Origin of the sequence: Sporosarcina sp. JAI121 (genome assembly GCF_013408665.1) — a bacterium.
Classification (GTDB): Bacteria; Bacillota; Bacilli; order Bacillales_A; family Planococcaceae; genus Sporosarcina.
This window is the reverse complement of sequence record NZ_JACCCL010000001.1, coordinates 1,637,479-1,662,127: the sequence shown is the minus strand read 5'-3', so window position 1 is coordinate 1,662,127 and position 24,649 is coordinate 1,637,479. Positions and strand designations below refer to the sequence as shown.

21 protein-coding genes and 1 pseudogene are annotated in these 24,649 nt (G+C 38.4%); 17 read left to right on the top strand and 5 right to left on the bottom strand.

All coding sequences use genetic code 11. From position 1 onward, the window contains the following. Window positions 1-14: 14 nt before the first annotated feature. Window positions 15-632, top strand: a complete 618-nt coding sequence (locus tag HDC33_RS07840; protein ID WP_179391908.1) for a CPBP family intramembrane glutamic endopeptidase — start codon at window positions 15-17, stop codon at window positions 630-632. 438 nt (window positions 633-1,070) lie between these two features. On the opposite strand, the pseudogene HDC33_RS07835 reads toward HDC33_RS07840, so the two are convergent. Next, window positions 1,071-2,297: pseudogene (locus HDC33_RS07835) on the bottom strand (YhgE/Pip domain-containing protein). 342 nt (window positions 2,298-2,639) lie between these two features. Here HDC33_RS07835 and HDC33_RS07825 point away from each other — a divergent pair. Beyond that, window positions 2,640-2,978, top strand: a complete 339-nt coding sequence (locus HDC33_RS07825) for a zinc ribbon domain-containing protein YjdM (protein ID WP_179391906.1) — start codon at window positions 2,640-2,642, stop codon at window positions 2,976-2,978. Window positions 2,979-3,841: 863 nt separating this feature from the next. Here HDC33_RS07825 and HDC33_RS07820 read toward each other — a convergent pair. Then, window positions 3,842-4,396, bottom strand: a complete 555-nt coding sequence (locus tag HDC33_RS07820) for a helix-turn-helix domain-containing protein (RefSeq protein ID WP_179391905.1) — start codon at window positions 4,394-4,396, stop codon at window positions 3,842-3,844. 114 nt (window positions 4,397-4,510) lie between these two features. Between HDC33_RS07820 and HDC33_RS07815 the strand changes: the two genes are divergently transcribed. The 4 genes from HDC33_RS07815 to HDC33_RS07800 all read left to right on the top strand — a co-directional run bounded on the left by HDC33_RS07815 (window position 4,511) and on the right by HDC33_RS07800 (window position 9,221). After that, entirely contained in the window at window positions 4,511-5,095 is a 585-nt protein-coding gene (locus tag HDC33_RS07815; protein ID WP_179391904.1) for a LysE family transporter, read from the top strand. Window positions 5,096-5,178: 83 nt separating this feature from the next. Next, window positions 5,179-6,339: an MFS transporter gene (locus tag HDC33_RS07810; RefSeq protein WP_179391903.1), complete on the top strand. Its 1,161-nt coding sequence runs from the start codon at window positions 5,179-5,181 to the stop codon at window positions 6,337-6,339. 600 nt (window positions 6,340-6,939) lie between these two features. Then, the gene (gene nhaC / locus HDC33_RS07805; protein ID WP_179391902.1) at window positions 6,940-8,355 is read left to right on the top strand and encodes a Na+/H+ antiporter NhaC; all 1,416 of its coding nucleotides are present in this window, start codon (window positions 6,940-6,942) and stop codon (window positions 8,353-8,355) included. Next, a complete protein-coding gene (locus tag HDC33_RS07800; RefSeq protein WP_179391901.1) occupies window positions 8,352-9,221 on the top strand; it encodes an MBL fold metallo-hydrolase in 870 nt (289 codons plus the stop codon). The genes nhaC and HDC33_RS07800 overlap by 4 nt, the downstream gene beginning before the upstream one ends. Before the next feature lie 324 nt (window positions 9,222-9,545). Here HDC33_RS07800 and HDC33_RS07795 read toward each other — a convergent pair whose 3' ends face one another. Beyond that, window positions 9,546-10,946: a purine-cytosine permease family protein gene (locus tag HDC33_RS07795; RefSeq protein WP_179391900.1), complete on the bottom strand. Its 1,401-nt coding sequence runs from the start codon at window positions 10,944-10,946 to the stop codon at window positions 9,546-9,548. A 543-nt stretch (window positions 10,947-11,489) separates the two neighbouring features. On the opposite strand from HDC33_RS07795, the gene HDC33_RS07790 reads away from it, so the two are divergent. Next, the gene (locus HDC33_RS07790; RefSeq protein ID WP_179391899.1) at window positions 11,490-12,098 is read left to right on the top strand and encodes a protein kinase family protein; all 609 of its coding nucleotides are present in this window, start codon (window positions 11,490-11,492) and stop codon (window positions 12,096-12,098) included. 277 nt (window positions 12,099-12,375) lie between these two features. Further along, window positions 12,376-12,579, top strand: a complete 204-nt coding sequence (locus tag HDC33_RS07785) for a hypothetical protein (protein ID WP_179391898.1) — start codon at window positions 12,376-12,378, stop codon at window positions 12,577-12,579. 43 nt (window positions 12,580-12,622) lie between these two features. On the opposite strand, the gene HDC33_RS07780 is transcribed toward HDC33_RS07785, so the two are convergent. Together HDC33_RS07780 and HDC33_RS07775 are read right to left on the bottom strand one after the other, a co-directional pair. Continuing rightward, complete coding sequence (locus HDC33_RS07780; RefSeq protein WP_179391897.1) at window positions 12,623-13,297, bottom strand: ABC transporter ATP-binding protein; 675 nt, start codon at window positions 13,295-13,297, stop codon at window positions 12,623-12,625. 1 nt (window position 13,298) lies between these two features. Next, on the bottom strand, window positions 13,299-14,333 hold the full coding sequence (locus tag HDC33_RS07775) for an FtsX-like permease family protein (protein ID WP_179391896.1): 1,035 nt from the start codon (window positions 14,331-14,333) through the stop codon (window positions 13,299-13,301). Window positions 14,334-14,551: 218 nt separating this feature from the next. Here HDC33_RS07775 and HDC33_RS07770 point away from each other — a divergent pair, with 218 nt between their 5' ends. The 9 genes from HDC33_RS07770 to HDC33_RS07730 all read left to right on the top strand — a co-directional run bounded on the left by HDC33_RS07770 (window position 14,552) and on the right by HDC33_RS07730 (window position 24,562). Continuing rightward, a complete protein-coding gene (locus tag HDC33_RS07770; RefSeq protein WP_179391895.1) occupies window positions 14,552-14,992 on the top strand; it encodes a HEAT repeat domain-containing protein in 441 nt (146 codons plus the stop codon). A 131-nt stretch (window positions 14,993-15,123) separates the two neighbouring features. Continuing rightward, window positions 15,124-15,789 carry a GGDEF domain-containing protein gene (locus HDC33_RS07765; RefSeq protein ID WP_179391894.1) on the top strand — a complete coding sequence of 222 codons (666 nt, stop codon included), beginning with the start codon at window positions 15,124-15,126 and terminating at the stop codon, window positions 15,787-15,789. Window positions 15,790-16,207: 418 nt separating this feature from the next. Further along, window positions 16,208-16,981: an ABC transporter ATP-binding protein gene (locus tag HDC33_RS07760; RefSeq protein WP_179391893.1), complete on the top strand. Its 774-nt coding sequence runs from the start codon at window positions 16,208-16,210 to the stop codon at window positions 16,979-16,981. A 16-nt stretch (window positions 16,982-16,997) separates the two neighbouring features. Then, window positions 16,998-18,893: an AMP-dependent synthetase/ligase gene (locus HDC33_RS07755; RefSeq protein ID WP_179391892.1), complete on the top strand. Its 1,896-nt coding sequence runs from the start codon at window positions 16,998-17,000 to the stop codon at window positions 18,891-18,893. A 3-nt stretch (window positions 18,894-18,896) separates the two neighbouring features. Next, entirely contained in the window at window positions 18,897-19,781 is an 885-nt protein-coding gene (locus HDC33_RS07750; RefSeq protein ID WP_179391891.1) for a branched-chain amino acid ABC transporter permease, read from the top strand. A 4-nt stretch (window positions 19,782-19,785) separates the two neighbouring features. Beyond that, window positions 19,786-20,847, top strand: coding sequence for a branched-chain amino acid ABC transporter permease (locus HDC33_RS07745; protein WP_370457422.1), 1,062 nt, complete (start codon window positions 19,786-19,788; stop codon window positions 20,845-20,847). Between the two features lie 86 nt (window positions 20,848-20,933). Continuing rightward, complete coding sequence (locus tag HDC33_RS07740; RefSeq protein ID WP_179391890.1) at window positions 20,934-22,157, top strand: ABC transporter substrate-binding protein; 1,224 nt, start codon at window positions 20,934-20,936, stop codon at window positions 22,155-22,157. 108 nt (window positions 22,158-22,265) lie between these two features. Beyond that, window positions 22,266-23,057, top strand: a complete 792-nt coding sequence (locus HDC33_RS07735) for an ABC transporter ATP-binding protein (RefSeq protein WP_179391889.1) — start codon at window positions 22,266-22,268, stop codon at window positions 23,055-23,057. A gap of 335 nt (window positions 23,058-23,392) precedes the next feature. Further along, window positions 23,393-24,562, top strand: coding sequence for a TraB/GumN family protein (locus HDC33_RS07730; protein ID WP_179391888.1), 1,170 nt, complete (start codon window positions 23,393-23,395; stop codon window positions 24,560-24,562). The last annotated feature ends 87 nt before the right edge of the window (window positions 24,563-24,649 follow it).

Genomic DNA, 24,649 nt, shown 5'->3' with positions numbered 1-24,649 from the left:
TTTGGAGGATGAAAATGAGGAAAAATGGAAAAGTACTATCGCTACTCATTATTTTTGCTATTTTAGCACTATCACCTTTTAGCGGTTTGGCTATTATTTTTTCCATTGCCTATATACTATATGAAAAAAAGAAATTTCAAAATAAATTTTCAGTCTTTACATTTCAATGGGGAAAAACGAAAGAAGATATTCACAAGTATTGGTGGCTTATTATACTTCCCTTTTTAGCAGTTATCGGTCAAATTGTGTTAGCTCATTATGTAGTGCCAGCATTTAATGAGCATGTCATGGAACGGGTCGAGCCAATGTTACACATAAGTTCTATAGTTGTACTGTTTCCGCAACTTTTACTACTCGCTTTTGGGGAAGAACTTGCATTTCGTGGTTTCGCTCAAGAAAAATTATCGGAATTAGTAGATTCTAAAATAGCTATTATCGCAATTTCAATTTTATTCGCGTTTGCCCATCTTTCAGCTGGTTCAATGAGTGTTGTCATGTACGATATTGGCTTTATTTTAATAGACAGTATTCTCTATGGAATATTATTTTTAAAGACAAAGAATGTATATTTAACAACGATTGCCCATTTTCTGGCGAATATTGCAGGGATATATATTTTGACATTCTTGTAGATGTTGAAATGAGCAGCAAAATGTCAGTTTGTTCTTGATGAACTGTGCTATCACTATGGAGCACTTGTGTTATTAAGTCATAATCACGAGGCCTTATACGAACTTGTTACAACAATTTAGGAAGTGTAAGAGGGCGAGGCGCATGCCTATACAGGAAGTTACATAGATTATTGGCTACAGAAGCAGTTAGAGGGCTGAACAACAGAGTCAAGCTCATGAACAAATTATAAAAGAGAAGAGTCTTTTTGAAATAGTAGCCCAAGAAAAATTAAAAAGCAAAAAAATATCAAGCGGCCAGCATGCCAAAAATAGAATCGAATGCAAATATGAATCGACCAACATTTTTGATATTCATGCGCTTGATGCAGTGGAGCGATTGATAACTTCACATAAAAGAACTATTTTATCTGTTACCCATTTCTAGATTTTCGCTACTTTTCAGGATGTGGACGTCGCCTTAGTTTTACTGTGTTCTTTTTTATAAGTACGAGTAACAACTGCTATACAAGTTCCTAGAAAAAGAACGAAATAGAGTAGGATAATCAATAAAGAGATTCCAAGACCAGCTTGCAATTTTCCATTGTAATAGAGCATTACCCTTAATCCATCTACCATATGGCGTGCAGGTAAGAATGTGCTGAAAATGTGATGGATTAATGGTAAGGTCGCAATCGGAACCGCTCCTCCACTGGAGAAGATCCCCATAATATTAATTGGGAACATCACCAGTATCCCCCATTTTCCCAAAAACAGAGTAATCATTTTAAATTGGAAATACATCGTCATACAACATAAAAATGTGAATAAGAGTATGAGCCAGATACTAGTCGAGTGTGAGCTTCCGAAAACACCAAATACAGCCAATTGCAAAACTGCAGCTACGCTTCCGGATAATATAATGCCTAACAGCATTCCGGTGACAAGAATTTGGGTGTCGCTTAATAGATGACCGCTTTTTCTAATAGTCGTGCTAATATTTTTTAAATAACCATTAATCATTTGTACGCTCATAAGTCCTGTAATTGAAGTGATTAGGACAATCATAAAGGGAGTCATTCCGTTATTTGTGTGTTCAGGAAGCCCCAATGCTTTTGTCACGGTATATCGTATCGGGTTATCCATCAAAGTTGCGACTTGGGGGTTTAATAGAATATTGTTGTTTATTAATTCCTCTTTTAAATGGTGGTTAATATTGGCTGAAGCCAGATTGGCGATCGTTTCTAGCGCATTTTTCGCTATCAGTGTTGTCGACTGACCTCCACCTTCATTAATTAATATCTCCTACTTAACAGCCTTTCCTTCCGTTTTTCCTGTTATCAGAACATCACGTAATTCCGAAATGTCCCTAGAATACTCAGATGGGATAATTAAAGCTCCATAGGCTTGATTGTTTTTAATTTCATTTATTGCAGCATCTCTGTTTGCTACCGGTCTCCAGTTAAACGTATGTCCATTTTGTTTTCTAATAAGATTGTCTACGATTTCTCTACCTGTAATGTAAGAAGATACACCTTCATCCTCATTAACGATAATGAGGAGGAAATCCGTTAATCTTTGACTTGAGCCTCCAAATACAGGCAGATAAATACTAATCATACACAACATGAGTAAAGCGACCGTCCAAATAGGGGTCCAAGTCGCTTTTACTTTTAATAACTTATTCAAGACATCCTCCCCTAAAGTAAGTAGACTTACGGTAATTTCTGAACATTGAGCACATCTTAAAGTGTAGATGGTTAAATGGTAGTATGTGTTGGAATGATGATTTTTATCCGACAGTTCATATTGCATTTACTTGAGTTGTTTTTTATGAATAAGGTTGTTCAATTAAGCCAAATTCTACGACATCAGTCATTCCGGCGTTTTAATGAGGATAAAGTTGTTTAAATTACGGTTATTCGCTTATAATTAAAGGTTGGAAAGCACAATTTTTACGTAGTTGTAGAAGGAATTCGAAAATAATTCTTTTCTAATGGAATTAACAAAACGGATGGAGGAAATGAAATTATGATTGATTTACCAAATTGCCCAAAATGTAATTCAGAATATACTTACGAGGATGGAAATCTTTTTGTTTGCCCGGAATGTGCTCACGAGTGGACTTTGGCATCGGAGCCTGAAAATAGTGAAGAAAAAGTTGTTAAAGATGCGAATGGAAATGTCTTAAGTGATGGTGATTCCATAACAGTAATCAAAGATCTTAAAGTAAAAGGAAGTTCATCAGTCGTAAAAGTAGGTACAAAAGTAAAAGGAATACGTTTGGTTGATGGCGATCATGATATTGATTGCAAAATTGATGGTTTTGGGGCTATGAAACTAAAATCCGAATTTGTTAAAAAGCTGTAATCGACATTGTTAAAAGGAACGTCCATTTAAGTTAGTTTATAACTCACGTCTGTTGATTAACCACTTTCTTACATAAAGCACCTGTAAGAAGAACATAAAAGTCTATATTTGCACTTGTACATCTCCGACCCGCTTTGGACGACATAATCGCTACACCTTTACCGCGTGTTAAATGTGGCTGGAAATGACTCCGTCACTTCCAACCACATCCTTTGGGGAGGAATTGCAGTTCATTCCCTCTTGGTCATCCTGTCCCGGCTATCTGTCCGCCGCGTACCTACAATGCTCGAGTGAAAAATGCAACTACTTTGGAAGAGGAAAGAATAACTACCTTTCTATAGAGGTTGCAAGTCCCCGAAGATGAAATTTCGGCCACTCCACCTCTTTTACTAAAGCCTCTTTGCTTATTTTAAGAAAATCATACAAGTAACAGTGTGATGCTATGGAGAAAGTGACACTGCCTTAAATTCGAGAAGGAAATGCTATAAGGAAGGAGTAAGCAGTCAAAATTGCATCTTTGGCTGCCCCTTTATGGAAAGGATAGTGGTTATTCACTCATTCCCAATAGCTTTAGTACTTCGTGTACCTGTATCTTTGGAGAGCGACGGACGAGCGAGCACCGGACGATTAACGAAAAAATGCGTAGGGATGCGACAAAGTTGCATCCCTACGCAGCAAGAAATCCCGATAATGGTGCAGTAGTCGTTCAGTCCAAAGCGATCCGAAAGCATCTGTACATAGGGTGTCTAATGTTTGATCACAAAAGTAAGCGGTCATTTACTGGTTACCTTTGGTACAGGTTAAAAACAGAAGCTAAAGGGACTATCCGACAAGTCGATAATGACTCACGGATTAGCCCCTTTTCAAGCCGGATAATACAAAATCATACTCAATCGGGTTACTGTTTCCCCAGAATTATGATAGGTATGGGGTCTATCGGCCTTAAACCGGATCGAATCACCACTTCCAACGGTATATTCCCCGTTATTTACACGTATCGTCAATTTCCCTTCAAAAACAGTTATGAGCTCTTCAGTACCCTCATTGTGCGAATCGGCGCTTAGGAATCCCCCTTTATCAATCTCTACTGAATACACTTCAAATCGTTTATCTTCTTCGAATGGAAAGTATGGATAGACTCTATATTTTCCATTGTCTTCAGATAATGCTTGAATTTCACTTTTTAAAACAACTTTTGTATCTGGCTGCGGATTATTTATCAGGGAAGTAAAAGAAATCTTTAATCCATTTGCTATTTTCCAAAGGGTTGTAATTGTTGGGGTTGATTCTCCTCTTTCAATTTGACCAATCATTGTTTTGCTGACTCCAGTTAATTCTGCAACCTTTTCCAAAGTTAATTTCTTATTTTCTCTAAAGACTTTTAAATTTTTTGCAAGTACAAGATGTATTTCCTCCATAATCAGCCACCTTTTCTTCTGTACAATATAACGTCTAAACTGTACAATAAAAAGTAATACGTTATATTGTCTATTTAAGACATTATAACATACATTGCGATTGGGAGGTCCATTATGCCATTAGTATCATTTTTGTTGTATGTTTTTATTACTAGTTTTACGCCAGGTCCTAATAATATTATGGCGATGTTATTTGCTAATGAATATGGGTTTAAGAAGACACTTAGGTTTTGTTTAGGAGTTGGTGCCGGCTTCTTTGTCATTATGTTATTATCTAGTTATTTTAATCTAGTACTTCATAATTTCATCCCAAAAATTGAACTTCCCATGATGATCCTAGGAGCGGGCTATATGGTGTATCTTGCTATAAAAATCGTGACCAGTAAAAAAAGTGCGGATGAGGATGATGGAGGCAAGTATAATAGTTTTATTGCAGGCATGCTTTTACAATTCGTCAATCCGAAAGGTGTATTATTTGGCATAACAGTTGTAGCAACGTTCATCCTGCCGTATCATACTTCGCATATGGTCTTACTACTTTTTTCGTTATTTCTGGCGGTTGTTGGTTTCCTAAGTACTAGCACTTGGAGTTTGTTTGGTTCGATTTTTCAAAAGTTCTTATCAAAGTATCGAAATCAGTTTAACATTGTGATGGCTTTGTTATTAGTATATAGTGCAGTATCAATTCTGGTGGGATAAACGATTTTGAATGGTGTAATATGATATACTTACAAAGCTAAAATTTAATTAACGATTCGAATATGTGAGGTATGCTAACGCTTATGAAACCACAAAATTTATTACGGGGCTTTAATTTTCTATACTTTGGTCTTCTTGCAATCTTCATCCCGTTTTTACCGGTATACTTGGCTGAGCAGGGGCTGAAACCAGGTCAAATTGGCTTTATCGTTGGGACAGGAGGGTTTGTCACGATTATCACGCAGCCTTTATGGGGCATGATTAGCGACAAAAGCAAGACCATACGTAAAGTATTGATGATATTGATTTTGTTTTCGAGCATAATCGGTTATTTGTTGTACGACTCTACCAGTTATCTCTTGCTTATCTTGTTCGCTATGCTGCTCTACTTCTTTCTGATGCCGATTGATCCGCTGACCGAAAGCCTTAACTTTACTATTGCAGAATCCATAAGAATCAGTTATGGATCAATTCGTACATATGGGGCATTGGGTTATGCAGTTGTATCGTTACTCACCGGCTATGTAATGTCCTACTTTGGCGCGCATAGTATGGCAATTCTTTTTGCTGTTATTGGTGCAATTTGCTTTATTGTCTGCTGGAAAATGCCGGATGCACCGGTTTCAGGAAAACCAGTTACCTTAGGCAGTCTCAAGCACTTTTTAAGCAATAAAGAAACACTGCTGTTCATGTTACTGGTGTTTATCTGTTCGATTCCAGCGAGGATGAATGATACATTCCTCGGCGTATATATCCGAGAACTTGGAGGAAGTACAGCATTGATTGGCCAGGCTTGGTTCTTGGCTGGAAGCAGTGAAATTGTGGTGTTTGCGCTAAGCTTCTGGTGGCTACGTAAAGGGAAAGAATTGATCATTATCACATTTGCAACCGCATTTTACTTCATTCGTTTCTTTACCTCGGCGTGGATTACTGATCCGCATCTATTAGCTTATTTGCAAGTTATGCAACTGTTAACATTCCCAGTTTTCTATTCCGCCGCTATTCAGTACTTATATCGGATTGTTCCGGTAGAGTGGCGCGCCACAGGTCAAACGGTGCTGGCGCTATTGTTCTTTGGGGTGTCAGGCATTTTAGCGTCTTATGTCGGGGGAGCGATCTATGGTGCTTTTGGCGGCAAAATTCTTTACCTCTCTATAGCGACCATGTCTTTTCTCGGAGTGATATTTGGCTTGATTCTTTACTGGATATATGGGAAAAACCCAATCGATGTTAAAAAGTCTTAGTAAAAGGGCTTATCATTCCTGGAAATTAATTTATGTAATAAACCCGATATGCAGGGGAATTCCCCATGGCTTATCGGGTTTTGCTATTTCAGCCTTTAGCCAAAGACATTAGTATCCAACGTCAGCCTTGCAGACTAAGAATGAAGTTTCAATTTGAGTGATGTAGTTCATTTGGTTAAGTGAAAATGAGTAGGAGTCAGGTTCTGAGACAATTCAGAAAATGGCTCCTTTTAACTATCAGTAGATGTTCATATAGCGTTCAACTTCCCAAGGGTATACGTTAATTCCGTATCTCTTTCATTGCAATCTTTCCCCAAAATGTGGTTCTCGAAGTTATGCTTGCCGCCTACAGCGTATAGAATAACTTCATCATTACTGATAGAGTCTCTGAATTATTCGCTGCTGCGTTCTAACAAAATGCGAATTATGTAGTTTTGTGTCAGAAATCTATATAGCCAACTTTGTAAAAGTAGCGTACTATAGAATTTAATTAAATTTTTCCGAATGATTGAAATTGAATTGCAGTTAAGACATGTTACAGCCATTCGAGTTAATATAAAAACTAGAGTTGCGTTGTCAATGGAAAAGGGGAAGTTTTAAATGAAAAAAGAAGTTACATTAGCAATGTCAATCATACCAATTGTTATCTTAATAGCAGCAGGAGCTTCATCGATCTTCATTTGGAAGGCTGGAATGCATATACCGTTAATGATTGGGGTGATTGTAGCAGCGGTCGTTGCAATTCGTTGTGGTTGGAGCTGGAACGAAGTCGAGAATATGATGATAAAAGGGGTAGCGAGGGCAATGCCCGCTCTATTTATCTTACTCATTATCGGAATCATTGTTGGAACATGGATTGCAAGTGGCGTTATCCCAACGATGATTTACTATGGATTATCATTCATTGAACCTGCCTTGTTTGTACCGCTAGTTGCACTTATTACTGGAATTGTTTCAATCACTTTAGGAAGTTCTTTCACTTCAATTGCGACGATTGGACTAGCTTTTATGGCGATAGGAGAGGGATTAGGCTTTGCTCCGGGTCTAATTGCAGGAGCGGTAATTTCAGGTGCCTATTTTGGTGATAAACTATCGCCGTTATCCGATACGACAAATATCGCTCCAGCGATGGCCGAAACCGATCTGTTTAGCCATATAAAGCACATGCTATGGGATACGATTCCTGCATTTGTTGTTGCAATTGTGCTGTATTGGTTTGTAGGTAATTCAGTTGCAACGACCAATGCAGCAGATACGAATGGAATTGATATGATTAAAACAGGGTTGGAGAGTGTCTTTGTCATTCATCCACTGCTTTTGCTAATGCCAGTAATTACAATCATTTTGATGATGAAGCGCGTACCTGCAATTCCAGCGTTGACCATTGTAGGAATTTTAGGTGCTATACTTGCAGTTACTATTCAAGGGACTTCCATTTCCTCAATTGTTCAAGTGATGACAAGTGGATTTTCGGTGGAGACGGGTGTGAATACAGTAGATTCGTTGTTAAATCGTGGGGGTCTCATTTCTATGTTCGGAACAGTTGGGCTTTTAATCATCGCGACAGCCCTAGGCGGAATTTTAGAAGAAACAGGATCTTTTGAAGTAGTAACGAGGAAAATGATGGCTAATGTACGTTCAACTGGAACATTAATAAGCTCGACAATACTTTCAACTTTCGTCGTAGCATTTGCAAGCGGTGCACAATTTTTAGCGATTATTTTACCTGCTAGAACCTTTGTGAAAACGTATAAAGAGATGGGAATCGATACAAAAAACCTTTCACGGTGTGTCGAAGCGGCAGGTACCGTGGGAATTAACCTCGTTCCATGGAGTGTGCCGGCCGTTTTTGCAGTAAGCATTCTTGGAGTCAGTCCAGGTGAGTTCATTCCTTATGTTTTCTTCGCATTCCTCGTCCCACTCATCAATATCATATTTGGTTTTACCGGTTGGACCATCACAAAGAAAAATTATATTGAAAGTAAAATACATAATAAAGGAGAAATCCCACTATGAGCGAAGTGATTTTACATGTGTTGGGAACAGCACAAGACGCTGGACTACCACATCCAAATTGTTATTGTAAGAACTGCACAGAGGCCATTAGCAATCCTCAAATTAGGCGCTTCGCAGCGTCATTGGCGATTGTCCTGCCCGAAGAAAAAGTATGGCATCTAATTGACGCAACACCTGACCTAAAGGTGCAAATGATAAATGTACAAATGAAATTCAATTTGAAAGGGCAGTTAATGGAGAGCATTTTTTTAACCCATGCTCACTTAGGCCATTACCCGGGATTATTATTTTTAGGGCGAGAAGCAATCGGATCAAGTAGCGTCCCTGTCATGGCAGGCACGAAGATGAAACGAATGTTAGAAGAGCAGGCACCATGGAGCCAACTAACAAAGCTTAATAATATTGAAATCCGAGAAATTAACGATGGGCAAGCAATTACCGTATCACCTCACGTTACAATTATCCCGGTTGATGTCCCTCATAGAAATGAATTCTCCGAGACATTTGCTTATTGGATTGAAGGATCGAAGAAAAAGGTTCTTTACATCCCAGACATCGATCGGTGGGAACAATGGGACCAGGACATTTACAAAGCGTGTGAGGAAGCGGACATATGTTTACTTGATGGTACATTCTATTCCGCGGAAGACCTTGAGAAAATTGGTCGTGATTATCGGGAAATCCCCCATCCACTTATGACAGAAACGATGGATCGACTTCAAGACTTAGTTGAACAGACCGAAATTTACTTCATCCACCTAAACCACTCAAATCCCGCAATTGATTCGGATAAAGGCATTCGCAGCTTGATCGAAACAAAGGGTTTTCATATTGTAGAGGAAGGAATGAATTTTCTATTGTCATAATGAATGGAGCCCAGCGCTGAAACTGACTCCTTTTCGTTATCTGTAGATTTTCATATAACGTTCAACTTCCCAAGGTTGTAGGTTAATTCGATAATTCTCCCATCAATAAAAAAACGCCTACGGCCAATGCGCTTTTATTTAAAGCCGCATTTTCGTAAGCGTTTTTCTTTATTTGCCCTCTACTATATAAGTAAGGGAGATAAGCGGGAAGAATTGTAAAAACGAATCGAGTTAAAGGTTAAATGCTTTCTAAAAAATAAACAATTGAATGCTTATACAATGGTTGGCCTAGAAAAAAATGGTAAACATGGAATGGGTAACTTACTAACCAATATAATCTTCTTTTGGTACGTCATCAGGTTCGCTTGCTAAATAATATTTTCCTTTCGTGTAAATGGCTAGGATTACTGTAAGGAATGCTGCAAGGATTGCCGCGAAAAATGCGGCAGTACTTTGTAAGAACGTTCCCATGAAGCCCATAGCCGCAATCGTACCTAAACCACTAGCAACAAGGAGCGAAACGACTCCGACAGGATTCCATTTATATAAATATTGTTGTCGTGCTTCATAATATCCGGGACCGATCTTTAATCGTTTTTTTACGATTAATGCGTCAGTAACCAAGATTGCAGCCCAAGACAATAAAAAGACTCCTTGGAATGTCATGGCGGTATCCAAATGATCAACGATGCCACCGAGCATCAGTGCCATAGCGGTTATAGCCGACACGACAACCCAGAAGCGTCTGCCCGGTTTGAAATTAAAGATGTTTTCAAAGAAGTTGGATAGCGATAGGGAACTACTATAGATATTTGTGACATTGATTCTTATTTGAGTCAGCATTGTAAAAAGTGCTCCACCCATTCCTAGAAGGAGGACGATATAAATACCTGGATTCGACTCTCCAAGACGGACCCCGAACCAGATGCCAAGGCCACCCATCACTCCAAAACAGAAAATTTGTGGAATGAATCCAATTGCAATAGAACCTTTTCTGATATCTTGCGGCTTAAGGAATCGGGCATAGTCAGAAGCAAGGAGGGCTGTCAGGCCCATAATGCCATGGTGCATTCCTATACAAAGCAACAATGCGGTTCCGCCGACTTGAACACCTTCTGGCATGTATGTCCAAAATTTCCCTCCGTAAACTGAAGGGGTATAGATAGAGACAATAATCGCTGTCAATAAGAAAAGAAAGAATATCGGTAAGGACCATTTTTGAAGCTTGTCTAGTTGTTTAATACCGAACCAGTTTAATGGAATCACAAGTAAACCGAAGAAAATGATATACACCCATTGGGGCAGGGCGGGGAAAAATGAGTGGACGGCGGAGACTAAAATTAAGCCTTCGAACGCACAATACATGATGAAATTTGTTGCATAAATAAATGAGGTGAGCGATGCACCGATATAACCAAATCCGCCGCCCCTGGATAATAAATTTACATTCATGCCAGATTTAGCGGAAAAATAAGCAATGAATGTACCTAAAACTCCAGCGACAATAATCGCATAAATAGAGGATATGATAGCATTAATTGCCCCAAATTGAAGTGCCATAACACTTCCCATTTGAAAATAGAAAATAGCTGTTGCTATCCCGAAAGTGATATTTGTAATACTAATCCAGCCCATGGTTCTTTTAGAACGTGGAACCCTATCTAATGAATAATCATCATTCATCTCTTCTTTCTCTCTTTGATCTGTAGCGCGTACAGATTCCATATATATCAACTCCCAATTTTGTATCTGTATTATCAACCCCGTTCCCGCTTATTTATTACTACTTTATTTCGATTCGTCCTTTTAGTAGTATAACAATTTTGGTGGAGTCCATCAAATGACTTTGGCTGAAACTATAACGTAAATAGACCTTTTTAATGTAAACTTTCTGTATTCTGTGCAGAGAAGTATTAAAAATTACACGGTGTGTTAATTATATAAAGGTAAAAAACAACTTTGAAATTAAACTAGCCGATCCAGGTGTCTCCATTTAAATGAATGAAATAGATCCTTAACATTGACTACGAAGTTAAAAGTAAATATAATAGGATTACATATAAATATACAACTTCCATTAAGGGGAGTAGCTATAACAGTAAAATCGTCAACACAGGATTCTAATCCTCGGTTTTATTGACAACAATTGTTGTTTGCGAGACCTTACCGATTATTTGGTGAGGTCTTTTGTTTTATTTTGAGACGTTATGACCAAGAATTGGTCATAACGTCTCTTTTTATTTCTTAAAAATTATTGGAGGTCAAGCTTTGAATACTTACCATGAACTTGCAAATACAGTCATTATTAACAAGAAAAATCAACTTATTGACCACAGTGAATATTTAGAGCTTGCTGGTACAGGACGAAGTGCATTTGTATTTAGAATAAAATCTTCTGAAAAAGCAATTAAAGTTTTTTTTCCGAAATTTGAATACATTGCAAAAGAAGAGGCTGAAATTTATAAGAAATTGGACGATATCTCATATTATCCATCTATTTATGATTCGGGTTTGAATTATATTGTTATGGACTACATTGATGGTCAAACACTTTTTGAGTGCATTACACACGGAAAAGTAATTACAATAGATCATATAAAAGAAGTGGATTATGCACTGTCTTTAGCCTCGGAAAAGGGATTAAACCCTTCGGATATCCACTTACGGAACATTTTTATCACGACTGATGATAAGATAAAAATTATTGATGTTGCACGTTTCAGACAAACTAAAAACTGTAAGCAATGGAGTGATTTGAAAAAGGCCTACCATCAAGTTTATCGTAAACGATTCTATTCAAAGAAAATTCCTGCTCCATTACTAAATCTCATTGCTTTCTTATATAAAAAAAGGCTAATACCATTGTATCAGTCTTAATCTATTCTTAAATTTATTCACTGGGAAAAGTTTTTAGCCAGCAAGCGAAATAGATAGACTATATATGTTGAATATATAAATACGTGTATTTTGTGAAATCCTTAATCCAGTCGAAAGTGCTGGGCTATTCCAGTAGCTCCAAATTTTAAATTATATAGAATACTAAGGTTTTAGGTATTTTCAATTAAATCATTAAAAACTCCCAGTAGTCATATTGTTTCGGGTATACTAGAGATAAGTAAAGAACAATCATTACTCGATATAAGGAGGATGTCACATGACTGAAAACCATGAAACAAACGAAACAGATGTTCCAAAGAAAAAAATCAGCTTAAAAGAAGCGATGCAAAAACAGTTAGAAGCGAAGAAGAATCAAACCGCTGATAACAACAAAAAAGGTAATTCTGTACAAACTGCGAAAAAAATGCAAAGCCAACAAGCGAAAAAAGTAAGCAGTGCACGTAGAAAAATGGGTTCTTAATAGTAAAACGCAAACCAATGCTACCTTGGTTTGCGTTTTTACATTACACTACCATGCCATCTTTCATTGTTATGATGTGATCGGCGTAAGGAAGCATTTCTTCATCATGTGTTACCATCAACGTTGTAATGTGCAATGTTTTCGTTAACTCCCGAATCAATGTCATGACGTCTTTCGATCTTTTGGAATCCAGGCTTGCTGTCGGCTCATCGGCAAACAACATCTTCGGTTTGTGGATAATCGCGCGGGCAATTGCCACACGTTGTTTTTCCCCTCCAGATAAAGAAGAGGGATAAGCATCTTTCCGATGATCAATATCTACTAATTTGAGGGTTTTTTCAACTTCATCTCTCTGCTCACGTTTTCTCATCTTCGTTTCAGAAACGTCAAGCATCAGCAATAATTGTTCTTCTACCGTGAGAAAAGGGACAAGGTGGGAAGATTGAAAGACGAAGCCGAACTCACTTGCCCTGATTTTCCGAATCTGATCCTGATTCATGTCAGTCATGTTTTTTCCTTGAAATAATACTTTTCCGTCCGATGCACGTTGGAGTCCTGCGGCTATTGTTAGAATGGTGCTTTTTCCAGAACCTGAGGCTCCTACTAACGCTGTTATCTCACCTTCTTGAAGAGTAATATTGATACCATTCAATACTTGTTCTTCCACTTCACCATTTGTAAACGTTTTTTTCACTTCATCAATTGTGAAAATTGACATATTAAACCTCTCCTTGTTGGATAGCTTGCAGTGGTTCGACTTTCTTAATTTGAAGCCCGGAAAGTGTAGCACCTATAAATCCGATGATCAAGAATATAATCGACAACTGAAAAGTTGTTTCAATCGTTAGACTGAAAGGCATTCCTTCAGGTGCAATCATTGTAAAAACCTGGCTTAAAGCGACAGACAGTGCCAGTGCAATCACGGTGATGAAAATCATTTGATACCACATCATGCCGAACAATCGACTTGTTTTAACGCCAAGCGCTTTTAAGATACCATATAGACCGATTTTTTGAACATTCATCATATAGAAGAATATTGCGAACAACATTCCACTGATGGCAACCAAAAACCATATGATCATATTGAGTGACATCTGTTCCGCACTATAACTCGGGATTGTATTAAGAAACTCTTTATTTGTAAATGATTGTAACCCCGTTATGACTTGTGACTTCTCTTTACCCGGCACGAAAATCAATTGCATCTCATTTACACGGTAAATTTCTTTGTAGTTTTCAATATTGATATAAGCGACAGGTGCATGGCTGTATTTCTTTTGATCGACAAAGCCCTTAACAGTAAAACCGCCGCTAAATTGATTGTTCGTTAATGAATCTCCAACTTTAATACCTTTGTCTTGCAATGAGCGATCTAGGACTACCTCTCCTTTGCCAACAGATTCAAACAATATCGAATCTGTTGAAGTGACGAAAGCGATACTATGTTGCTTGTCGTCCATATCATTTACGAAGCCCATCTGAATGGAGATTGCAACCGCATCCTTTTGTTCTTTTAAAACAGAGGATTGTACACTTTCATCTATTCTTGAAAGATTGTACGTTTCATTCGCCTCGGCATTCATATAAAATTGGCCATCTGGCAGATCCTTGATTAAAGCTGCATTATCTTGTGAAAGCCCATTTGATAATCCGGAAATGATAAATGTTAAAAAACTGACCAAAAAAATGATGGATCCCAAAATCACAAACTTTGCTCTGTTCTTCTTAATTTCTTTCCATGCAATATTCATCTTTGCGCCTCCAATATTTCTTGATAACTGAAGTATATTCTTGTTAGGTGAACGGAATATGAACTGAAGGTTACATTCAATGGCAGCTAAATCTCTAAATTTGAATATGTAAAAAAGGTATGTGGTGCAACAGATAATGGTACAATACAAATTGAAGGGTTATCATGGAATTATCCCTTACATAAATAGGATATTGAAATAGAAGGAGATTGAATCACTTGAGTAATGATATAAAAAACGAAATGCCTCCAAATTATGATGAATTAAGGAAGGCTGTAAACCGTGCGTCAAATTGGAGAGTACGATTAGCAGCTATTGAAGAGTTAGGACAGTGGAAACATAAACGGACTATCGATGTACTATTGCATAGAATGAACAACGATGCAGTATATAAAGTGGTAGAAGCCGCTTACCGGAATCTTGTAAAGTTTGGCGAAGATGTGCAATTACCGCCAAGAAATAAATTCGAGTTGATTAAAGACGCTAATAAAGTCTTCTTCAGAATTAAGAAAAGCTTGCCGGCAGGCCACACATACGAAGAATATAAAGAGAAGTTGAAGAACATGAGACTTGATTTGTATGATACGTATGAAGGTGACAAAGGTGATGAATTTGACACATGGCTCGAAAACGTATGGGCCACTGCCTCTAAAAAGTAAAACGCTTCAAGGTTTCTTCTATTGTAAATAAGCATAAAAAAACGATTGCGTTTATATTGCAATCGTTTTTTTTGCGAATATCTCTTTGGTGTTGTATTATACCTATGAAAATATGGAATTGAGTGAATAGCGTGAAGTATAATGTCAGGCTGATTGCAGTTGGTATAGTCGGTTTATTTAACGTTTTTCGGTACTTTTACTATCATCAGTATTTAGGACTACCATTTAAAGCAAACTTTTTCATTTTAACATTAATCTTTTTAGTAATTGCTTGGTGGGGAGGTCATCAGTTCGATAGGGTGAAATTCCTTTCTGAAAAAGACCCTTTAACTAAGACATACAATCGTCGGACAGTAGAACAGTCTTTCCAAAAAGTTACACAAATATGTAAAAGAAAAAATCAAAAGTTGGGTATCGTCATGATGGATCTCAACAATTTCAAGGTGATTAATGATACATATGGCCATCAAAAAGGGGATGAATTGCTAAACCATGTTGCAACTATCATAAAAAGGTCCATTAGGGATAATGATATAGTAGCGCGTTGGGGTGGTGATGAGTTCCTGATTCTTGTACCTAATTGTAAAGAGGACTTCCAGACTGCTTATATAAGGAATCTTCATCAAATGATAGAGAATGAGAAACTCGTTGGAATCACATCACTTGGAACTTCTGTTGGTTTTGCAATTTATCCCGATGATGGTTTAAGCTTTCAAGAATTACTTCAAATAGCAGATGGGGCAATGTACAAAGAGAAAGAATCTAAATTAGAAAGAACGACGTCTGAATTACGGTAAAGTTAAATTGCAACGCCAATTATTTAACGTAAATAAACTTTCCAAAAGATGTGGAAGGCTGAATAATAACCGCGAATATAACAATAAAAGAAATATTTCATTTGTAGAAAGAGGAAAGAACAAAAAAAAATTTGTTGATAATGTGATAATTTTAGTATCTCCTTTCATTGACACTCGTCATGTTAGGGGATTTTTTGTGTGTAGTAAATATATACTTGTTCCAAAAAGCCTATCCAAATATAAAAAACAGCTAAAAATCAATCTTTAGTCGTTTTATTGGCCAAGGTTATATAGTTACAAAATACGACAATTTATTAGTTCATATGATTCACAAAATAGATTGACAAAACTATTTCATATGAAGTAATATTCAGACAACGGTTGCGAATTAAGCGCTTTCCTAAAGGGGGGATTTCTAGTGGGACCTATATTAGAAATAGAAAATGTATCATTGCAATTCGGCGGAGTCAAAGCACTGGATAATGTCAGCTATCATATTGAAAAAGGAGAGATATTTTCACTTATTGGGCCGAATGGTGCGGGAAAAACGAGTATGCTCAACTGTATCAGCGGTTTATATCAGCCAACAGGCGGATCTATACGGTATAAAGGCCAAGAAATAATAAATATGAAACCTTATAATCGGACAACGTTAGGAATTGCGCGTGCTTTTCAAAATATAGCATTGTTTGCTCACATGTCCGTACTCGACAATTTAAAGTTAGGACGTCATACGTTAATGAAATCAGGCGCACTAAGTGGAGGACTATACATCGGGAAATCTTCGAATGAAGAAATTGAGCATCGTAAGAAGGTTGAGGAAGTCATCGAGTTTTTAGAACTTCAAGATATCCGGCATACGCCTGTCGGAACGTTACCATACGGATTGCAAAAACGGGTCGAAGTCGGCAGGGCATTGGCACTAGGTCCGGAACTAATATTATTGGATGAGCCGATGGCAGGAATGAACAGTACTGAAAAAGATTTGATGGCCCGTTTCATCTTAGATATGCATGAAGTGATGGAAATAACTGTTGTATTGATTGAACATGATTTAGGAATCGTCATGAATTTATCGGATCATATTGCCGTTTTAGATTTCGGGAAACGCATTGGATTTGGCACTCCAGAAGAGATACAAAAAAATCCGGATGTAATAAAAGCTTATATTGGGGAAGAAACCTTTATTTAGAAAGGGGAGCCAAGTGATGGGACCAGACAAAACGTTACCTAAACTTTTAGCGGAACGGGCGTCAAAGGAAGAAAATGAAGTTGCGATGAGGCAAAAGCATTTGGGGATTTGGAATGAAATTACTTGGGGCGAGTATTTTAAAAAAGTGGAGCAACTATCAATCGCATTTTCAGAAGAGTTTGACTTTAAGAGTGGTGAGAAGTTGGCTATCATAGGAGAAAACCGTCCCCAATGGCTTTTTTCGCAAATGGCATCCCAGGTTTTAGGCGGAATATCAGTCGGGATTTATCAAGAGTCACTGCCCGAACAGATTATTTATTACCTAAACGACTGCCAAGCACGTATCGTTATTGTCGAAGATCAGGAACAAGTTAACAAATTGCTGGAAATAGAAGAACAGATTCCGTTAGTGGAACACATCATTTTTTATAATAAACAGGGATTACGCCATTATAATCATCCCAAGTTAGTAGATTTTGATGATGTATTACTAATTGGGAAATCCTTAATGAAAAATAGACCCGCTTTTTTTCAAGATAAAACCGAATATTCACAAGGGAACGATCATGCCATTATTGCATACAGTGCAGCAACAACCGAGAATCCAAAGGGTGTAATTCTTACTCACACCAATTTAATCGAAGCTGCTAAAAGTCTTTGTATGGTAGATAAAATGAACAAAAGAGATGACTATTTTTCATTTTTACCACTATCTTGGATTCATGAGCAAGTGATAAGCATTGTTATTCCGCTAACAACGGGAACGGTCATTAATTTTCCCGAAAAGCCACATACGATTTTTGGGGATTTGCGTGAAATCGGACCGCAAACGCTGTTAGCGCCACCAAGAGTCTACCAAACTCTGATGTCGAATTTTACAATCCGTATGGAAGGGGCAAGTTGGCTTAAAAGGAAAGTTTATAAAACATTCAAGAAATATGGAGATAAAGTTACCATGGCGAAACTTAAGAAGGAACAACTTTCGCTAGGAGATAAATTAATGTATAAACTTGGTGATTTTCTAGTTTTCAGTGCGATTCGCGACCATTTTGGTTTGTCCAGGATAAGAAGGGCTTATGTTGCCGGTGCCGCGCTGCAATCAGAAGCTTTTTATTTCTTTCATAGCATCGGAGTGAATTTGAAACAGACATATGGAGGGACAGAGCTTGCTGGTATTGCCTTTGTTCAGCATGATGATGATATTAAACCAGATAGTTCCGGTGTCGCTCTACCGAATACGGCGGTAAAGATCGGAGAAAATGGCACTATTTACGTCAAAAACCCTGCTATTTTCTCAGAATATCTTAATGTGGAAGATCGCAAGTTAATGGTGGATGGCTGGATTACGCTTGGTGATTGCGGGCGGATAGACGAAGACGGGCGCATTTATATTTTTGATCGACAAGAAGACATCATCACAGCACAAAACGGTGAGCTCATTTATCCAGGGTTTGTTGAAAATAAATTAAAAACTTGCCCATATATCAAAGAAGCTGTCTGCTACGGTAAAGATAGACCATTCATGACGGCAATTCTCAATATCGATTTCAATAGTATCGGTCGCTGGGCGGATAAAAAACGTATAGTTTACACGGAATACTCCGACTTGGCGAGACACCCACAGGTTATAGAATTTATTGAAGACCAGCTAACTGAGTTAATGGACCAGGTTCCGCTGCATGCGAGAGTGAAGAAGTTTTCTATTTTACACAAGCAATTTACTGCAGATGATGCCGAACTAACACGGACATTAAAGGTACGAAGAAATTATATAGAACAAAAATATAAAAAGCTTATTGATGGAATGTATTCTGATAGTAACGAGGTATTATTCGCCAGTTCTGAATTGGAATCTGTCGAGGAGATTAGTTTACAGGTCATTCAACTGAAAATTAAGCAGGAGGTGGCATAATTCATGACATTTTTTCTTCAAATGCTTGTTACAGGAATCGTGGTAGGAAGTATTTATGGACTTGTTGCATTAGGGTTCGTCTTGATCTATAGAGCGAGCGGTGCTTTAAATTTGGCAAATGGAGAATTTGTTATCATCGGACCCTATATCTGTTTAGTCTTGATGACCGCTTATAAAATACCATTCATTTTATCATTAGTCATCACACTTATATTCAGTGCCATACTCGGATTGGTTGTCGAGAGGCTTGTAATAAGGCCTATACAGAATGCGCCTGTCGTATCTGTTATCATGGCGACAATTGGACTATCCAGTCTGCTGGGCGGAGCCGTGCATATGCTTTGGGGACATCAGACCAGAACGTTTCCCCAAGTCTTTCCGTCAACTCCTATCAACTTTTCAGGTCTCATTATCACTCCTGTTTATCTCTGGTCTTTCATTGTGGTAATTGTACTTCTACTACTATTTTCACTGTTTTTCAAGTTCTCAAAAATGGGGATTGCTATGCGGGCCGTAGCTGATGATCGTCAGGCAGCATTGTCTATGGGGATAAGTGTGAAATTTGTCTATGCTGCTACTTGGGCAATTGCCTCCGTTGTTGCTGCCGTAGGAGGAGTCCTTTTAGGAAATATCAATGGATTAAGCCCAACTATGGCGGCCATTGGTCTGACTGTTCTGCCCGTTGTTATTCTGGGGGGGCTTGATAGTGTACTGGGGGCAATTGTCGGAGGGTTTATCATCGGCATTCTACAAAATATGGCAGGAGGTTACTTGGATCCGCTTATAGGCGGGGGTCTGAAAGAAGTTGCTCCATTTATTGTTGTATTACTGATATTGATGTTAAAACCATATGGTTTGTTTGGCAGCAGAGGAATTGAAAGGGTGTGACTAGGTGAGGAATCCATTCGTGAGGGAATGCGGTAATTATAAAACTACTTATCGTGATGACATGAAATTGTTTGGAACTACCGGAGCTAAAATTAAAGCGATCATAATTATTCTTACCATTCTTGCCCTACCTCTATTTGCATCCAGTTATTGGGTCGGACTGTTGACATTATGTGCAATAGCATCTGTTGGTGCTATCGGGCTTAATATACTAACCGGTTTGACAGGACAAATATCAATTGGTGTCGGAGCATTTTTAGGGGTAGGCGGTTATACTTCGGCAATTTTGACCTCTACGGCAGGAATCAGCTTTTGGGTAGCGTTACCAATAGCAGGAATTGTGACAGCGCTTATCGGTGGTCTTTTTGGTATCCCTTCTCTTCGATTGAAGGGATTATACTTAGCGATTGCCACCCTTGCCGCCCAGGTCATCATCCTTTTTGTCATTAGTAGATGGGATGGTCTAACAGGCGGGACAGCTGGGATGGTTTTAAGCCGCCCTACTATTGGTCAGTTTTCTTTATCTAGTAATACCGGTTATTACTATTTATGCGTTATCATTCTGTTGTTGACAGTTTTATACGCGACAAATCTTATAAGAAGTCGGACTGGCCGTGCTTTCCTAGCGGTCCGTGATCGTGATATTGCAGCGCAGATCATGGGGATTAATTTGTTCAAATATAAAGTAATGGCATTTGCCATCAGTTCATTTTTTGTGGGGATTGCGGGTGCACTACTAGCGCACTATACAATGATCGTCAGTCCGGAACTCTATAGTTTTCACGTTTCTATCGAATATTTAGCAATGATATTAATCGGTGGTTTGGGGAGTATATTCGGTTCAATTTTAGGGGCGGTTTTTATTACTCTGTTACCTGTGGGTCTGAGCTCGCTCATTGATGTCATGGCTGGTATCATGCCGGATTTATATCAACTATTTTCCGCGTTCAAAGATTTTGTTTTTGGAGCGGTAATCATCTTGTTTTTAATTTTTGAACCAGGTGGATTAGCCCATATCTGGCTTAATATTAAAAAGTATTTCAGGTTATGGCCATTTTCCTATTAATTAATCGAACGGGATTTCGAAACCTTATATTTAACAATATGTACAGGTTTCTTTCCATATAAAAACAAAAACGAGGGGGAAAGAGTATGATAAGTAGAAAAAATAAAATTGCTGGTTTGCTGCTCGGATTTATGTCGGTATTTGTTCTTGGTGCATGTGCAGAAGATAATGCTGACGCAGGTGGCGAAGTAGCAAATGGGAAAAGAACAGTTGTAGTCGGCGGACTGTACGATATCACAGGTGCCACAGGTGACGTTGGAACGCCTTATGCCGAAGGAGAGCAAGCTTATTTCAAGTATTTGAAAAGTAAAGGCGGAATTGAAGGCTTGAATATTGAGTTGAACGGAAAAGATTATGCCTATGCTATTCCGGAAGCACAAAAAATCTACCAGGCACTCCGTGATAAAGAAAAAGTTTCGGCTGTACTTGGTTGGGGGACTGGCGATACGGAAGCGTTGCGTCAGCAAGTGGCAAATGATGAACTACCGTTCTTCTCAGCTTCATACTCTGAAAGCTTGAAAGATATAGGGGAAAGTCCATATAACTTCTTGGCTGCTGCTTCTTATTCTGATCAAGGTCGTTCCGTTTTGAAATGGATTAAAGACAATCATAAAGGCGCGGATCCAACAGTAGCATTATTGTATAACGATACAGCGTTCGGACGTTCACCAATCGAAGATATTAAAGCTTATGCCGCTGAAATCGGCATTGAAATCGTAGATGAGCAAGTGGTTGATGTCCAGGCTACGGAAGCACAATCCCAATTGTTAAATATGAAAAAGAAAAATCCTGACTATGCAATCATTCAGGAAACATGGGGTGCAACTGCAACAATTTTACGGGATGCTAAAACACTTGGTATTGAAACGCAATTCATCGGTTTGAACTGGGCATCTGGAGAAGGGGTAATTGCCATTGTAGGGGACGAAGTTGCAGAAGGGTATATCGGAATCCTTTCACATGCATTGCCATACGAAGACCTTCCAGGTATTGCTGAAGTAAAAGAGTATTTAGACACTGAAGGTAAGACACTTGAAGATATTGATCAGAAATTTATTCAGGGATGGACGACAGCAAAAATTTTAGCGTCTGGAATAGAAGAAGCTGCTAAGAATCATCCAGATGGTGATTTAACAGGGGAAGAAATCCGTACAGGACTTGAATCTATAAAAGATTTGGATCTAGGTGGATTAGGTGCTCCAGTTAGCTTTAGTGCAGAAAGCCATATGGGTACTGACCAGACACGTCTCGGTATCGTAAAAGACGGTAAATGGGAACCACTTACTGATTATTTTAGCTATAATGATTGATTAAAAAAAAGACAATCTGTATTAAATAGAGCATCAAGGATTGTGCGCGGGGGGCATTTGATAATAGGTGCTCCTCCGTTTGTAGTTTTTGATAGGAAGGGGGAAAAAATGCTACAAGTTAACAATATTGAAGCGGTTTATTCAAAAATCATTCTAGCTTTGAAGGGAATGTCACTCCATGTTCCCGAAGGAAAGATTGTCGCCTTACTCGGCAGCAATGGAGCGGGAAAGTCGACAACCTTAAAAGCGATATCAGGCTTACTGTCCGGGGATGGAGGACAAATCACGGATGGAACCATCGAATTTGAAGGTGAAAAGATTAACAATATCACTCCCGATATTATTGTACGCAAAGGAATATTCCTTTGCATGGAAGGCAGACGCGTGTTCGGTGATTTAACGGTCGAGGAGAATTTAATGGCTGGAGCTTATACACGAAAGAATCGTACTACTATCAAAGACGATATGGAGAAAATTTATGTATACTTCCCAAAACTAAAAGCGCTTCAACATCGTAAAGCGGGGTTTCTTTCGGGAGGGGAGCAACAAATGCTTGCAATTGGCAGAGGAATTATGGCAAAACCGAAGCTATTGTTACTTGATGAACCTTCTTTAGGAATCGCACCGTTACTCGTTAAGGAGATTTTCCAAAATATTAAACAGATTAACCAAGAAGAAGGAACATCAATATTGGTAGTTGAGCAGAATGCCAATGTCGCACTGTCAATTGCTGACTATGGTTATATTATGGAAAGCGGCAGGGTCGTTATGCAAGGAAATGCAGACATTCTATTATCAAACGAAGAAGTTCGAGAACATTATTTGGGTATGGGGAAAGATGGCGAAAAAAATTACAAAGAAAACAAAATGTATAGACGTCGCCAAAGGTTAGTATGGTAATTTGCAATTCATAAATCCTGATCCCCCTTTCTTTTAAGAAAGGGGGATTTTTCATATTCCGTCTGTAAGTAAGCTCAAACCAGGAGCACGCCAAGAGGCCGCCTTTTGTGAACCCAAAAGAGGAACGGACACAAAAATTCTTGACGAGGATCTTGCCAGAGGACTTTACGTACTATATTTAATAGTCATTATCGAAGAAAGTGATTTACATCTTATTTATAATGAAAGATAATTGAAATTTTCTTCAAACTGATTCATTATAAATAATAGACCGTCTTTTAGTAATCGTTGGCTTATGGTTGCTCAGAAGAAATTAGTTCTATAAAGGAAGTTTATTGATGGAAGAAAACATTACGAGAATACAGATAGATGATAAAGAACTTATACTTATCGGAACTGCTCACGTTTCGAAGCAAAGTGCAGAACAAGTGAAAGAAGTAATCGAAAGAGAGAAACCCGATTCGGTGTGTATAGAATTGGATGAACAAAGGTTTCAATCTATCATGGAAAGCAACAAATGGAAAGAGACAGATATTTTCAAAGTGATTAAAGAGAAGAAAGCCACTTTGCTATTAATGAATCTGGCAATATCCTCCTTTCAAAACAGGCTCGCAAAGCAATTTGATATAAAGCCCGGACAAGAAATGATTCAAGGGATTGAATCAGCGAATGAAGTCGGGGCAGATTTGGTGTTGGCTGATCGGAATATACAAATTACTTTTTCCCGAATCTGGGGTAATATTGGTTTAAAGGGGAAAAGTCAACTTCTCATGGCGGTTTTCTACAGTATTTTCAGCAAAGAGACGATTTCCGAAGAAGAATTGGAAAAAATGAAATCAAAGGATACGTTAAACGCGGTTTTAACGGACTTCACGGAATCCTTTCCAAAGTTAAAGACGCCTTTAATCGATGAGCGGGATCAGTATTTAGCTCAGAAAATAAAAGATGCTCCTGGTCAAAAAATCGTGGCAGTCTTGGGGGCGGCACATGTTCCTGGGATTATAAAGGAAATTCATAATGACCATGATTTAGTCGCCTTAGCGCAAACACCTTCAAAATCAAATTTACCGAAGATTATCGGCTGGGCAATCCCAGTACTCCTTCTTTCAATTATCGCATATACATTTATCGCTAATCCGTCTGCGGGTTTCGATCAAGCGTTAAGTTGGATATTATGGACAGGAAGTCTGTCGGCAATTGGCGCTGCGGTGGCCCTCGGACATCCGCTAGCCATTTTGGCGGCCTTTGTATCAGCGCCTATCACTACTTTACATCCGCTGATAGCAGCCGGCTGGGTATCGGGAATTGTTCAAGCATTTTTCCGGCGTCCGAGTGTAGGCGATTTTGAAACGCTTTCAGAGGATGTTTTTACAATAAAAGGCTTTTGGGCCAATAAGGTGACTCGGGTCTTGCTCGTTGTTGTACTCACAAATTTAGGCGGTACATTGGGTACCTTTCTAGGCGGAGCCGATGTTATCCGTGTCTTTTTTGAAAATCTGAAATGAAATCGGTTATAGGCATTTGCTTAATAAAGATAGCCTTAATATAACCGGATTGATACCTATATTTTTTCTGTCAAGTTAAGATTTAAT